The sequence below is a fragment of the Nocardiopsis gilva YIM 90087 genome (genome assembly GCF_002263495.1).
Lineage (GTDB): Bacteria > Actinomycetota > Actinomycetes > Streptosporangiales > Streptosporangiaceae > Nocardiopsis_C > Nocardiopsis_C gilva.
On record NZ_CP022753.1, the window covers coordinates 2,563,308 to 2,576,991 of the forward strand.

The window sequence follows — 13,684 nt, forward strand, 5'->3', positions numbered from 1 at the left end:
GAACCCCTCCCGGCGTCCAAGGTCACGGGCGTGCGCTATAGTCACTGGCATGCAGCGGAAGTTTTGGCGCTTTTATGGCTACCGGCCCTCGGGTAGGACGGTCGCCCTCTTAGCGCTGCGCTGACAGGACGACTTCGCAAAGCCCCGGGCCGGACGGCCCGGGGCTTTTTTGTATGTCCGCTGTCGCATCCGCACCGCCGAACACGCCCAAAGCAGGACCCCCGAACCGCCAAAGGAACAAGGCCAATGGTCATCGTGATGGCTCCGGACGCCACTCCCGCCCATATCGAACACCTCGTCGACCTCGTCACCGCCGCGGGCGGTGAGGCGTATGTGACCCGCGGTGTCAGCCGCACGATCATCGGCCTGGTCGGCGACGTTCGGCAGTTCGAGACCCTTGACCTTCGCGCGATGCCGGGAGTGAGCGACGTGTTGCGGATTTCCGCGCCCTACAAGCTGGTCAGCCGAGAGAACCACGACAGCCGTTCGGTCGTGAACGTGCGCGGGGTGCCGATCGGCGGTGAGCACATGACGCTCATCGCGGGCCCGTGCGCCGTCGAGACGCCCGACCAGACCCTGGAGGCGGCGCTCATGGCCAAGGCGGCCGGTGCGGCGCTGCTGCGCGGCGGCGCCTACAAGCCGCGCACCTCCCCCTACGCCTTCCAGGGGCTCGGCGAGGCCGGGCTGAAGATCCTCGCCGACGTGCGCGACCAGACCGGCCTGCCGATCGTCACCGAGGTCGTCGACGCCGGTGACGTGGAACTGGTGGCGTCCTACGCCGACATGCTGCAGATCGGCACCCGCAACATGCAGAACTTCGCCCTGCTGCAGGCCGCCGGTGATGCGGGCAAGCCGGTGCTGCTCAAGCGGGGTATGAGCGCGACCATCGAGGAGTGGCTGATGGCCGCCGAGTACATCGCCCAGCGCGGCAACCTCGACATCGTGCTGTGCGAGCGCGGCATCCGCACCTTCGAGAAGGCCACCCGCAACACCCTGGACATCGCGGCCGTGCCCGTGGCCCAGAACCTCTCCCACCTGCCGGTGATCGTCGACCCGTCGCACTCCGGCGGCAAGCGCGACCTGGTGCTGCCGCTGTCGCGCGCGGCGATCGGGGTCGGTGCCGACGGTGTCATCGTCGACGTCCACCCGACGCCCGAGACCGCGCTGTGCGACGGCCCGCAGGCCCTGGTCGGCGACGACATCCAGGAGCTGGCCGACGCCGTGTCGAGCATGTCGAAGCTGCTCGGCCGCACCCTGGCCACCGCCCCGGAACCGGAACGGGCGGCGCAGACGGTCGGCGTCTGAACGGAGCGCGCGAGGGCCCGCGGCGACGCTGTCGCGCGGGTCCTCGCTCTTTGCTCTTTCTCCCCGTCTCCGCGGTCCAGGCTGGCCGCCCCCACCTCCGTTGATCTTGGCGATATCGGGGTTTCAGCGGCGGTTTTTACCCCGATATCCCCGAGATCAACGGAGACAGGAAGGGACGTCGAACGCCGAGCGTTGGACGGCGGGGCTACAGCTTGGCCATCTCCTCGCCGAGGAAGCTCGGCCGGTGCAGCTGGGCGGTCGTCACCAGGTGCTCGGCCAGCTCCTCGGCGTCCAGGCGCTTCTCGATCTGGCGCAGGTCGGCGACCTTCGCGGCGGTCTCGACCTGGCGCGGGGTGAGGAGCGTGCAGCAGTCCTCGTCCGGCAGCTCGGAGATGCTCAGCGTGCCGATGCGGCGCGCCTGGTCCATGATCTCGGTCTTGTCCATGCCGATCAGCGGGCGCAGGATCGGCAGGTCCACGGCGTCGTCGAGCGCGGTGATGTTGGTCATTGTCTGGCTGGCGACCTGGCCGAGCGCGTCGCCGGTGATGAGGGCCTCGGCGCCCAGGTTGTCGGCGAGCGCCTCGGCCGTCTTGAGCATCAGCCGACGCTGCGCCACGATCTGCAGCCGCTCGATTCCCGAGGTCTTGAGCTGCTGCTGGGCCTTGCCGAAGGGCACGACGAACAGCCGCGAGCCGACCTGGAACCGGTCGAGCTGGCGCACCAGGCTGTAGGCCTTGTAGATGGACTCCGGGCCGGTGAACGGCATGCCGGAGAAGTGCAGGAAGTCGACCTTCAGGCCGCGGCGCATCATCCGGTGCGCCGCGACGGGGGAGTCGATGCCCCCGGACATCAGCACCAGGCCGCGCCCGCTCATGCCCGCCGGCAGGCCGCCCTGGCCGGGGATGCCGTCGGTGTAGACGAACACCTCGTCCCGGTCGACCTCGATGTTGACGGTGTTGTCGGGGCGCTTGAGGTTGACCGGGAGCCCGTGGGCCTCCTTGACCTTGGCGCCGACGTACCCGGCCAGCTCGGAGGAGGTCATCGGGAAGCGCTTGTCGCGGCGCCGCGCCTTGACCGCGAACGAGCCGGTGCGGTCGGCCATGGAGCGCACGGCGAGGTCGACCACGGTGTCGAGGTCCTTGGCGACGCGGCGCACCAGGTGCACCCAGACGATCCCCATGACGTTGCTCATGCGCTCGGCCAGCTCGTGGACCTGGGCGTCGGCGGCGCCGGGCATGCGGATGATGATCACGCCGGCCCCCCGCTGGGTCACCTTCAGCTCGCCGAGCCCCCGCGCGGCCGAGCGGATGTTGTTGTGCAGCCGGCGCTCGAAGAGCTTCCGGTTGCTGCCCTTGAGCACGATCTCGCCGAGCTTCATCAGCACGCACAGCTCGCCGACTCCCGACCCGGACGGGGTCGGGCCCGTGGCGTCCACGACTTCTCGCGCGTCGATCGCGGCGGAGTCGGACGTAACGGCCATGACGTGGTCTCCAAGGTGTGTGGAACAGCGGGTGGTCGAGTGGTGGAATCGGGGGCCTCGCGCATGGGGCCGCCTATTCCAGTATCGAACATTCCGGCGACCGGTCGGTACGGCGCGGTGCGGCCGAGTGTGGGGGACTGGCGCGGTCGCGCGTGCCCGCGACCGCGCCTGCGCGTCGGTCGGCACCGGAGGTTCCCCGCACGTTGAAGACCCCGCCCCCGGTGCCGGGCGGGGTCGGTCCGCTGTCCGCGTGCTATCCGAAGAAGACCTCGGCCTCGGCGTAGCGCTCCACGGGCACGGTCTTGAGCTCCTCGGTGGCCGCGGCCAGGCCCACGCGCACGATGTCGGTGGCCTGCAGGGCGACCATCTTGCCGTAGTCCTTGTCGTGGACGGCGTCGATCGCGTGGACACCGAGGCGGGTGGCGAGCACGCGGTCGAAGGAGGAGGGGGTGCCGCCCCGCTGCACATGGCCCAGGACGACCGAGCGGGCCTCCTTGCCGGTGCGCTTCTCGATCTCGGCGGCGAGCCGCTGGCCGATGCCGCCCAGGCGGACGTGGCCGAAGGCGTCGAGCTCCCCGGTGCTGAGTTCCATGTCGCCGTCCTGGGGGTGCGCGCCCTCGGCGACGACGATGATCGGCGCGTAGTCGGTCTTGAACCGGCTCTCGACGTAGGCGATGACGTCGTCGATGGCGAAGGGGCGCTCGGGGATCAGGATCACGTTGGCCCCGGCGGCCATGCCCGAGTGCAGCGCGATCCAGCCCGCGTGGCGGCCCATGACCTCGACGACCAGCGCGCGGTGGTGGGACTCGGCGGTGGTGTGCAGGCGGTCGATCGCCTCCATGGCGATGTTCACAGCCGTGTCGAAGCCGAACGTGTAGTCGGTGGCGTTGAGGTCGTTGTCGATGGTCTTGGGCACGCCGACGACGTTGACGTCCTGGTCGTGCAGCTGGCGGGCGATGCCGAGGGTGTCCTCGCCGCCGATCGCGATCAGCGCGTCCACCCCGAGCCCGGCGAGGTTGTCCTTGACCCGCTCCACGCCGTTCTCGACCTTCATCAGGTTGGTGCGCGAGGATCCGAGGATCGTTCCGCCGCGCGGCAGGATGCCCCGCACGGCCGCCCGGTCCAGCGTCATGACATCGCCTTCGAGGGGCCCGCGCCAGCCGTCGCGGAAGCCCACGAACTCGTATCCGTAGTGCTTGATGCCCTTGCGTACCACCGCGCGGATCACCGCGTTCAGTCCCGGGCAGTCGCCACCGCCGGTCAGAACCCCGACTCGCATGGGTGTACTCCTCGCTCTCGGATTCGGTTGTAGGTTACGAACGATAGAGACCGGCGTCTCCGGTCTCTTTGGACTCTTGACCGTAGGGACCACCTCCGTCAGCCTGATGCGCTGGGTGTGACCGACGTCACGGGTGGCGACCGGTTCGGGGTTGGAAAATTGTCACCTCCGGGTAAGCCCCCTGGGTGACGATGTGGCGGGGACGGTAAGGTCGGTCCGCGTTATCCATATGGTCTAGACCATAGTTGCCAGAACTGATGGAGGCCACCCGAATGTCCGTGCTCACCATCGACGCCGGAACGACCGGTGTCACCGCCCTCGTGGTCGGTGTAGACGGCACCGTCCTGGCCCGCGGGTACCAGGAGTTCGCCCAGCATTTCCCGGAGACCGGATGGGTCGAGCACGTCCCCGAGGAGATCTGGCAGGCGACCCTATCGGCCTGCCAGAGCGCGCTCGATGCCACCCCCGAGGCGCCGACCTGCATCGGCATCACCAACCAGCGCGAGACCGCCGTCCTGTGGAACCGCAAGCGCGGCAGCTCGCCGCGCCGCGCGATCGTGTGGCAGGACCGCCGCACCGCCGGGATCTGCACCGAGCTGCGCGACGCCGGGCATGAGGGACGCGTCACCGATATCACCGGGCTGCGGCTGGACCCCTACTTCACCGGCACCAAGCTGACCTGGATGAAGCGCAACGATCCGCGCGCCTGGAGCGGTGTGGAGTCCGGTGAGACCGCCATCGGCACCGTCGACTCCTACATCATCGCCCGGCTGACCGGCGGGGCGCGGCACTGCACGGACGCCTCCAACGCCTCGCGCACGCTCCTCTACGACATCCGGGCCGGCCGCTGGTCGGAGGAGATGTGCGACCTGTTCGGCGTGCCCATGTCGGCCCTCCCCGAGGTCGTCCCCTCCTACGGCGTCGTGGGCGAGTCGGTGCCCGACGAGTTCCTCGGCCTGCGGCTGCCCATCGCCGGGATCGCCGGCGACCAACAGGCCGCCATGTTCGGGCAGAACTGCTACGACCCCGGCCACTCCAAGTGCACCTACGGCACCGGGTCGTTCATCCTCGTCAACACCGGGCAGCAGGCGATCGCCCCGGAGCACGGCCTGCTCAGCACGGTGCTGTGGCAGCACCCCGACGGGAAGCTCGACTACGCGCTGGAGGGGTCGATCTTCGTGACCGGTGCGGCCGTGCAGTGGCTGCGCGACGGCCTGGGGATGATCGACACCGCCCGGCAGACCGAGGCGCTGGCGCGGACCGTCAGCGACTCCGGCGGCGTGGTGTTCGTCCCGGCACTGACGGGCATGGGCGCGCCGGACTGGGACCCCCACGCGCGCGGTTCGATCTTCGGTATCACCCGCGGCACCGGCCGCGCGCACATCGCGCGGGCCACCCTGGACGCCATCGCCTTCGAGGTCCGCGACGTCGTGGAGGCCATGGCCCGCGCCTCCGGTACCCAGCTGCCCGAACTGCGCGTGGACGGCGGTGCCTCGGGCAACAACCTGCTCTGCCAGATCCAGGCCGACCAGCTCGGCGCGCCCGTGGCCCGGCCGCAGGTGCAGGAGACCACCGCCCTGGGCGCCGCCTTCCTGGCGGGACTGGGGACGGGTGTGTGGAATTCCACCGACGAACTCAAGCACACCTGGCAGCTCGACCGCCGGTTCGATCCGGGGGCGCGTGACGAGGCGGGCTACCGTCGCTGGCGCGTCGCCGTGGAGCGCTCCAAGGGCTGGGCCGACCTCGCCTAGCGACGACGTTGTCACCGGGTCGGTTCGGCGAACCGACCCGAGGGCGGGGTGCGGCGCGGTACCGCGCCGGCGCTAGGTGTCGTCCAGCCCCTTGTCGATCGCGTAGCGGACCAGCTCGACGCGGTTGTGCAGCTGCAGCTTGTTCAGGGTGTTCTGCACGTGGTTCTGCACGGTGCGGTGGGAGACGGACAGCCGGGCCGCGATCTGCTTGTAGCCGAGCCCCTTGGCGACGAGGCGCAGCACCTCGGTCTCGCGGGGCGTGAGCCGGGGCGCGTCGGAGTCGGCCTCCGGTCGCGGCGCCGTGGCGAGCCGCCGGTACTCGCCGAGGACCAGCCCGGCCAGCCCGGGGGTGAACACGGCCTCGCCCGCGTGGACGTGGCGGACCGCGGCGATGAGCTCCTCGCGGCGCGCCGACTTCACCAGGTAGCCGGTGGCCCCGGCCTTTACCGCCTCCAGCACGTCGGCGTGCTCGCCGCTGGCCGACAGGATCAGCACGCGGGGCGGGTCCCCGGCGTCCAGCAGCTGTCGCGTGACCTCGACGCCCGATATGTCGGGGAGCTGCAGGTCGACCACGGCCACGGTGGGGCGGGTGGCCGGAACCACCCGGACCGCCGTGGCACCGTCGCCTGCGGTGGCGACGACCTCCAGCCCCGCCTCGGAGAGGTCGCGGGCGACCGCGTCCCGCCACATCGGGTGGTCGTCGACGACCATCACCCGGATCGGGTCACCGGCCATGCGGCGGCTCCGGTCGGGCCACCCGCACGACCACCGGTGAGGGCGACGAGCGCGCCGGCCGTGTGGCGGACCGCGCCTCAGTCGTCGTCATCGTCGCCGCCTTGCGGTTTCCGGGGGGCGAAGGGGCTGGTGATCAGCTCGATCTCGGTGCCCTTCTCCGCCTTGCCGCTGGGCGTGAAGGAGTCGACGCGGTTGGCGCCCAGGATGCGGGTGACCTTGACCTTGAAGCCGCGCTTCTCCAGCTTCTTCTTGGCCTTGCCCACCTTCATCCCGCGGACGTCGGGGATCTTGATCTGCTCCTTGCCGGAGGAGACGGTGATGGTGACGGTGTCGCCCGCCCCGGCGGTCGTCCCCGCCTCCGGCGACTGCTTCATCACCTCGCCCTTGGGGACGTCGTCGCTGGGCTCGGTCTTGACCTCCACCTCGAGGCCCTTGCCGTCGAGCTCGCTGCGGGCGGCGTCCTCCACCAGGCCCACGACCTTGGGCACGTCGAAGCCCTTGCTGACGGTCAGCGTGACGGTCTCCTCGCGGTCGGCGTCCGCCCCCTCCTTCGGGTCGACGGCCAGCACGGTGCCGGGCGCCTGGTCGTAGGAGTCCTTCTGCTCCACCTCGACGTCGTCGAATCCGGCGTCCTCCAGCGCCTTCGTGGCGTTGGCCTCGGTGTCGCCGACGACCGAGGGCATCTCGACGGTCCGCGGCCCCTTGGACAGGGACACGGTGACGGTCTCCTCGGGCAGGACGTTGGCGCCCACGTCGGGGTCGGTCTCGGCCACCTCGCCCTCGGCGGCCTTGTTGCTGTACACCGGGGTGTCGGAGACCTCGACCTTCAGGCCGAGGGCCCGCAGGTCGGTCGTGGCCGCGTTCTGGTCCTTGCCGACGACGTTCGGGACGGTCTCATAGCGCCCGTCCAGCACCCACCACCCGGCACCGAACAGCACCAACGCGAGCACGGCGGCGGTGGCGACCAGGAGGTACTTCTTCCAGTCCGGCCCGGGACGGTCGTCGTCATCGCCGTAGCCGTCATAGCCGCCGTAGCCGCCCGAGCCGAGGTCCACCTGGACGGTGTCGTTGCCGCCGGCCACCGGGGCGGCACCGTTCTGCTGTGCCGGTCCGTCGGCGGGCGGCCGAGTGGTGTCGATCACCGAGGTCTCGGCGAACGCGGGGGCGCCGCCGTTGTGCACCGCCATCACGGCGGAGAGGTACTGGCCGGCGTCGCCCGGGCGGTAGCGCGGGTCGCGCTCGGTGGCCTTGGTGACCAGCGTGTCGATCTCCGGGGGGATACCGGCGACGACGGTCGACGGGCGCGGCACATCGGAGTTGACGTGCTGGTAGGCGACGGCGATGGGGCTCTCGCCGGTGTGCGGCTGGGAGCCGGTGAGCAGCTCGTAGAGCATGATCCCGGCCGCGTAGACGTCGGTGCGGGTGTCGGAGGTCCCGCGCTCGATCTGCTCGGGGGCGATGTAGGCGGCGGTGCCCATGAGGGTGCCGGTCTTCGTCATCCCCTGGTGGGCGGACTCCACGGCGCGGGCCAGCCCGAAGTCGGCGACCTTGGCGCGGCCGTCGGCGGTCAGCAGGACGTTCTCCGGCTTGATGTCGCGGTGCACGAGCCCGGCCCGGTGCGCCGCTCCCAGCGCGCCCAGCACCTGGGACATCACCTGCAGCGCCTGGTCCGGGCCGAGCCTGCCGCGCTCCTCCAGGAGGTCGCGCAGCGTGCGGCCGGGGACGTACTCCATCGCCAGGAACACGTGGCCCTGGTCGGTGCCCTGGTCGAAGACCTGCACGACGTTGGGGTGGGAGAGTTTCGCCACCGAGTGCGCCTCGTTGATGAACCGGCGCACGAACTGGGGGTCCTGGGCGAGGGACGGGTGCATGACCTTGAGGGCCACGCGCCGGTCGAGGCGCTGGTCATGTGCGATGTAGACGGTGGCCATGCCACCGCCCGCGATACGCGACTCGACGAAGTAGCGACGGTCGAGTGTCGCGCCTACAAGCGGGTCCGCAGTCGTCATGTCCACGAAGGTGAGTTTACGGGTGATCCGGGCGGGGCAGGCGACGCTTCCATAGAGCGTCGTGACATCGTAATAGCCCACAGGGGTGGGAAACGGGCACAGAGGGCGCAATCGCCCCGGCCCGCCCGGGTCGGACGGGCCGGGGCGGCGACGCGGCGTCAGTCCACGGCCGGGGACGAGGCCTGGGCGTAGCGGCGCACCGGGATCCGACCGGCCAGCCGGGCGGCGCGCCCGGCCCTGATGGCGTCGCGCATCGCCGCGGCCATCCGTACCGGGTCCTGGGCACGGGTGACGGCCGTCGCGAGCATGACGGCGTCGCACCCCAGCTCCATGGCGAGCGCCGCCTCACTGGCGGTGCCGATCCCGGCGTCGATCACCACCGGCACCTGCGCCTGCTCCACGATCAGCTCGATGTTGTGCGGGTTGCGGATGCCCAGCCCCGAGCCGATCGGGGCGCCCAGCGGCATCACGGCGGCGCAGCCCAGCCCCTCCAGCCGCCGCGCGAGCACCGGATCGTCGTTGGTGTAGGGCAGCACCACGAACCCGTCGTCGACCAGCCGCTCGGCCGCGTCCAGCAGCTCCACGGGGTCGGGCAGCAGGGTGCGCTCGTCGGCCACGACCTCCAGCTTGATCCAGTTCGTCCCCAGCGCCTCGCGGGCCATCCGGGCGGTGCGCAGCGCGTCCATCGCCGTGTAACAGCCGGCGGTGTTGGGCAGCGGGCGGATGCCGTTGCTCCGCAGGATGTCCCACACCGACCCCTCGGCACCGGGGGCGACCTTGCGCATCGCGACGGTCGTCAGCTCGGTTCCGGAGGCGATCAGCGCTTCCTGGAGAACCTTCAGCGACGGCGCGCCGCCGGTACCGGCGATGAGGCGGGAACCGAACGTCTCCCCGGCGATGACCAGGGGATCGTCGGTGGCTGCGGGGTCGGTGCTGGGACGCGTGGGACCGGTGGTGCCAGTGGGATCGGCGCCGCCCTCCGCGGTCGGGGCGGGGGTACACGGGGTCGTCGGGGTTCCGGACGTCATGGGTCAGCCTCCCTGCACAGCGGTGAGCACGTCCACGCGGTCGTCCTCGGTGACGAAGGTCGCCGACCAGGTGGCCTTGGGCACGACCTCGTCGTTGACCGCCACCGCGATCCCCTCCCGCGCCGCGGTCAGGGAGCGGACGACGTCGGCCACCGTGCTGCGCGGGGCCAGGTCGCGGGGCTCGCCGTTGATGATCACGTTCACGTGTGATCTCCTTCGATGTTCGACGCCGTTCGACGTCTTCAGCGGAATTCTCTGCTCCGGGGTGCCCGGGGGCCGCGCGATCCGCACGTCCCGCGCGGGACGGGAGCGCGTTTCAGGACAGGCGCGTCGCGGCGAAGCGGCGCGCGTAGTCCGGCAGCTCTCCGGTGGTCAGTGCCTCGGCCATGGCGTCGCCGGTGGCGGGGGTGAACAGGACGCCGTGGCGGAAGTGCCCGGCGGCCAGGTGCAGACCGGGCAGGCGGGTCGGGCCGAGCAGGGGTTCGTTGTCGGGGGCGGCCGGGCGCAGCCCCACGCAGGTCTCGGCGATCTCCAGCTCGCTGATGCCCGGCACCAGCTCATGGCCGTCGCGCAGCAGCTCCCACACCCCACCGGCGGTGAGCCGGGTGTCGTCGCCCATCTCCTCCTGCGTCGCGCCCAGGACGACCTCCCCGTCGGCGCGCGGCACGAGGTAGACGGGGGAGCCCTTGACCAGGCCGCGCACGGTGCGGGAGACGATGGGCGGCTCGCCCGGCGGCATCCGCAGCCGCAGCAGCTGGCCCTTGACCGGGCGGAGGGCGGGGACCACGCCCTCGGGCAGCCCGCCGATGTCGGGCGTGTGCGTCCCGGCGGCCAGCACGACCTGATCGGCGCTCACCTCCTCGCCGGACTCCAGCACGACGCCGCGGGCGCGGTCGGCAGACACCAGCACCGCCCTGACGCGGTCGGCCACGACGCGCGCGCCGCGCCGCTCAGCGGCGGTACGCAGGGCCGCCATCAGCGCGCGCGGGTCCACGGAGTGGTCGTCGGCCACGTGGATGCCGCCGCGCACCGCCGGGGCCAGCATCGGCTCCAGGCGGCGGCACTCGCGGCCGGTGAGCCGCTCGGACTTCAGCCCGAGCCGGGTCTGCAGTTCGCCGAGCTCGGTGAGCTTGGCGAGGTCGTCGGTGTCGAACGCGATCTGCAGCGTGCCCGACGCCCGGTAGGCCGTCGGCTGCCCGCTCTCGTCCTCCAGCTCGGCGACGAAGGCGGGGTAGCGGTCGCGGGACAGGGCGCCGAACCGCATCAGCGGCTCCTCGCCGAACATGGCCTCGGTGGCCGGGGTGAGCATGCCCGCCGCGACGCCCGAGGCGGGGAAGGGGCGCGAACGCCCCACGATGGTCGTCCGCAGGCCGCGCTGGGCGGCCCGCCACGCCGTGACCAGGCCGATCAGGCCGTCACCCACGACGACGACATCAGAGGTGGACCAGGGGTGACCGCGCACGGTCATGCCTCCACTCCCTTCGCCGGTATGACCCGGATCAGGTTCATGCGGTCGGAAGCTCACAGCCTCCCTCTCAGCCGGGTCCCACCCGGCTCCCGCGGGGAATCTCACGTCTTCACCGCCCATCTTAGGGCGTTTCCTCCGGCACGGCCGAGGGGCCGCCGACGCGGGCCGCTACGCCATGAGCGATACGGGTCGAGGGGCTGGTTTGCGCCCGGCGAAACTGTGGGAGATTGGCTGCGTGACACAGAACGACCACGACATCGAAGCCCTCGTCGGCGAATGGATGACCCTGAAGGAAGCCGCTCAGGCGCTCAACGTCAGCCCGAACCGCGTCAAGCAGTTCATCGGCGACCACAAGCTCCTGGGCATCCGGAAGGGCGGTGAGGTCGCGATTCCCGCCGCCTTCATCGCGGGCGGCGACATCGTCAAGGGCCTACCGGGGACACTCACCCTGCTCGCTGACGCCGGCTTCACCGACCACGAGGCGCTGAACTGGATGTTCACCCCGGACGACACCCTTCCCGGGGCACCCATCGAGGCACTGGCCGCCAACCGCGGCACCGAGGTGCGCCGCCGCGCCCAGGCCATGGCCTTCTAGCCGAGCGGGTCCTGGGACCAACCACCCCGGGGCCGCCCCCGCGCGGGACCCAGCGCGTTCGAACACTCCACCGCGGCGCGGCCGGACACCCCGGGCGCGCCGCGGTGCAGCTGCGGGTGCGCGGCGCGCCCCTCGGACCGGCACCGACCGCCGGCGCACTACCCTGGCCGGGTGACTGAGAGCCCGCGAGAACGCCTGTCCACGGCCCGCCTCTACCTGTGCACCGACGCCCGCACCGAGCAGGGCGACCTCGCCGCCTTCCTCGACGCGGCGCTGTCCGGCGGGGTCGACATCGTCCAGCTGCGCGACAAGACCCTGGAGGCCCGCGAGGAGCTGGCCGCACTGGAGGTCATGCGCGACGCCTGCGAACGCCACGGCGCGCTGCTCGCCGTGAACGACCGCGCCGACATCGCCCACGCCGCCCGCGCCGACGTCCTCCACCTCGGCCAGAACGACCTTCCGGTGCCCTACGCCCGCGCCATCCTCGGCGAGGGCCCGCTGATCGGCCGCTCCAACAACAACCTGCCCATGGCCACGGCCTCGGCCACCGAAGCGGGGGTCGACTACTTCTGCGTCGGCCCGACCTGGTCCACCCCCACCAAACCCGGCCGCCCCGCCGCGGGCCTGTCGCTCGTCCAGGAGACCGCCGGCCTGCGGCCGCAGCGCCCCTGGTTCGCCATCGGCGGCATCGACCTGGACAACCTCGATCAGGTCCTCGAAGCCGGCGCGACCCGTGTGGTCGTCGTCCGCGCCATCACCCGGGCCGACGACCCCCACGCCGCCGCTGCCGCCTTCAAGCGGCGGCTCGCCGCGATTAGCTGAGCCGCACGCTTCGCGGGCGCCGCTGGCCCCGGCCCTCGGCCCGGCGTGAGCCGGGTGCCCGACCTTCGTCTCAGGCGTAGACGTGGTTGAGCGCGCTGGGATGGGTGCGCAGGAAGCCCTCGATGGACTGGGCGGGGTGGCCGGTGAGGTGCGGGACGGTCGCGGAGACGACGTCCATCTCTCCGCTGGCGATCGCGGCGTACGAGCTGGCCCACCCCTCGACCTCCCACTCGGGGGCGCCCGTGGGACGGCGCGAGGCCAGGGCTTCCTCCCAGGTCTCGGGCACGTAGCGCACGGTCTTGCCGGTCAGCGTCGAGAGGCGCTCCACGGTCTCGCCCATGGTCACCGCCTCGGGACCGGTGACGTCGTAGCTCGCGCCGTCGTGGGCCGCGCCCTCGGTGAGGACGGCGACGGCGACGTCGGCGATGTCGTCGCGGGAGACCCACGCGACCCGTCCCTGCCCGGCGGGGCCGCGGATGACGCCCGAGTCGTCCGCCCAGTGCGGCAGCACATCGAGGTAGAAGCTGGGGCGCAGGAAGGTGTGGGCCACGCCGGTGGAGCGGATGTGGGCCTCGGTGTAGAAGTGGTCGCGGGCGAAGGTGAAGGTCGACGCCGGGGCCGCGGACAGGAAGGACAGGTAGACGATCCTGGTCACACCCGCGGCGACGGCGGCGTCGACCGCGCTGATGTGCTGGTCCACGCGGTCGGCGGACTCGGTGGCCGAGACCAGGAACAGGGTGTCGGCCCCCTTCACCGCGCGCTCGAAGGCGGGCATGTCCTCGTAGGGCGCCATGGCCGCGCTGGCGCCGGGCAGCTCCGGTGCGCGGTTGAGGTCGCGGACGATGAGTCGCTGGGGGATCCCCCGTCGGGCCAGGCGGGCGGCCACCCGGCCGCCCAGGCCTCCGGTCGCGCCGGTGATGCCGATGGTGTGCGTTATTGCCTGATCGTCACCCATGGCTCCCTATTCTCACCTGATGCCCGTTCCGGCGCACCCGCGGCGCGCCGATCGGAGCGTCACGCGCGAAGGGCGGTGTCCGCGGATGAGGTGCCGTCCTCACCTCACCCGCGGATACCGCCCATCGCCGACATCGCTCTTTCATCCCCGTGTGCTGCGACTGGCCGACCTGAGGGGCCCGATCGGCGGTGCCGCCGTTGTCATGCCGCGATCGGGCTCTGATCCGACTCAAACAGGCTTTGCCTCCCCAGTCGATC

General features: G+C 71.5%; 12 protein-coding genes and 1 riboswitch. Of the genes, 4 read left to right on the forward strand and 8 right to left on the reverse strand.

Going from position 1 to position 13,684, the window contains the following annotated elements; genetic code table 11:
• Positions 1 to 246 precede the first annotated feature (246 nt).
• Positions 247 to 1,305, forward strand: a complete 1,059-nt coding sequence (gene aroF / locus CDO52_RS11705) for a 3-deoxy-7-phosphoheptulonate synthase (protein ID WP_017617063.1) — start codon at positions 247 to 249, stop codon at positions 1,303 to 1,305.
• A gap of 205 nt (positions 1,306 to 1,510) precedes the next feature.
• On the opposite strand, the gene thiI is transcribed toward aroF, so the two are convergent.
• Both thiI and CDO52_RS11715 read right to left on the reverse strand, forming a co-directional pair.
• The gene (gene thiI, locus CDO52_RS11710; protein WP_017617062.1) at positions 1,511 to 2,785 is read right to left on the reverse strand and encodes a tRNA uracil 4-sulfurtransferase ThiI; all 1,275 of its coding nucleotides are present in this window, start codon (positions 2,783 to 2,785) and stop codon (positions 1,511 to 1,513) included.
• A 253-nt stretch (positions 2,786 to 3,038) separates the two neighbouring features.
• On the reverse strand, positions 3,039 to 4,064 hold the full coding sequence (locus tag CDO52_RS11715) for a 6-phosphofructokinase (protein ID WP_017617061.1): 1,026 nt from the start codon (positions 4,062 to 4,064) through the stop codon (positions 3,039 to 3,041).
• Positions 4,065 to 4,336: 272 nt separating this feature from the next.
• Between CDO52_RS11715 and glpK the strand changes: the two genes are divergently transcribed.
• On the forward strand, positions 4,337 to 5,815 hold the full coding sequence (gene glpK, locus CDO52_RS11720) for a glycerol kinase GlpK (protein WP_017617060.1): 1,479 nt from the start codon (positions 4,337 to 4,339) through the stop codon (positions 5,813 to 5,815).
• A 72-nt stretch (positions 5,816 to 5,887) separates the two neighbouring features.
• Here glpK and CDO52_RS11725 read toward each other — a convergent pair whose 3' ends face one another.
• The 5 genes from CDO52_RS11725 to thiO form a co-directional block, all read right to left on the reverse strand.
• Positions 5,888 to 6,550: a response regulator gene (locus CDO52_RS11725; protein ID WP_017617059.1), complete on the reverse strand. Its 663-nt coding sequence runs from the start codon at positions 6,548 to 6,550 to the stop codon at positions 5,888 to 5,890.
• Positions 6,551 to 6,627: 77 nt separating this feature from the next.
• Entirely contained in the window at positions 6,628 to 8,565 is a 1,938-nt protein-coding gene (gene pknB / locus CDO52_RS11730; RefSeq protein WP_026125469.1) for a Stk1 family PASTA domain-containing Ser/Thr kinase, read from the reverse strand.
• Positions 8,566 to 8,717: 152 nt separating this feature from the next.
• Positions 8,718 to 9,587: a thiazole synthase gene (locus CDO52_RS11735; protein WP_017617057.1), complete on the reverse strand. Its 870-nt coding sequence runs from the start codon at positions 9,585 to 9,587 to the stop codon at positions 8,718 to 8,720.
• Positions 9,588 to 9,590: 3 nt separating this feature from the next.
• Positions 9,591 to 9,791, reverse strand: coding sequence for a sulfur carrier protein ThiS (gene thiS, locus CDO52_RS11740; protein ID WP_017617056.1), 201 nt, complete (start codon positions 9,789 to 9,791; stop codon positions 9,591 to 9,593).
• A gap of 112 nt (positions 9,792 to 9,903) precedes the next feature.
• Entirely contained in the window at positions 9,904 to 11,055 is a 1,152-nt protein-coding gene (thiO, locus tag CDO52_RS11745; protein ID WP_094932379.1) for a glycine oxidase ThiO, read from the reverse strand.
• Positions 11,047 to 11,158, reverse strand: a riboswitch (TPP riboswitch). It overlaps the preceding gene by 9 nt.
• 132 nt (positions 11,159 to 11,290) lie before the next feature.
• Here thiO and CDO52_RS11750 point away from each other — a divergent pair.
• Positions 11,291 to 11,650 carry an Rv2175c family DNA-binding protein gene (locus CDO52_RS11750; RefSeq protein WP_017617053.1) on the forward strand — a complete coding sequence of 120 codons (360 nt, stop codon included), beginning with the start codon at positions 11,291 to 11,293 and terminating at the stop codon, positions 11,648 to 11,650.
• Between the two features lie 171 nt (positions 11,651 to 11,821).
• Positions 11,822 to 12,472, forward strand: a complete 651-nt coding sequence (thiE, locus tag CDO52_RS11755) for a thiamine phosphate synthase (RefSeq protein WP_094932380.1) — start codon at positions 11,822 to 11,824, stop codon at positions 12,470 to 12,472.
• A gap of 70 nt (positions 12,473 to 12,542) precedes the next feature.
• Here thiE and CDO52_RS11760 read toward each other — a convergent pair whose 3' ends face one another.
• Positions 12,543 to 13,427 carry an SDR family oxidoreductase gene (locus tag CDO52_RS11760; protein WP_017617051.1) on the reverse strand — a complete coding sequence of 295 codons (885 nt, stop codon included), beginning with the start codon at positions 13,425 to 13,427 and terminating at the stop codon, positions 12,543 to 12,545.
• Positions 13,428 to 13,684: the final 257 nt, after the last annotated feature.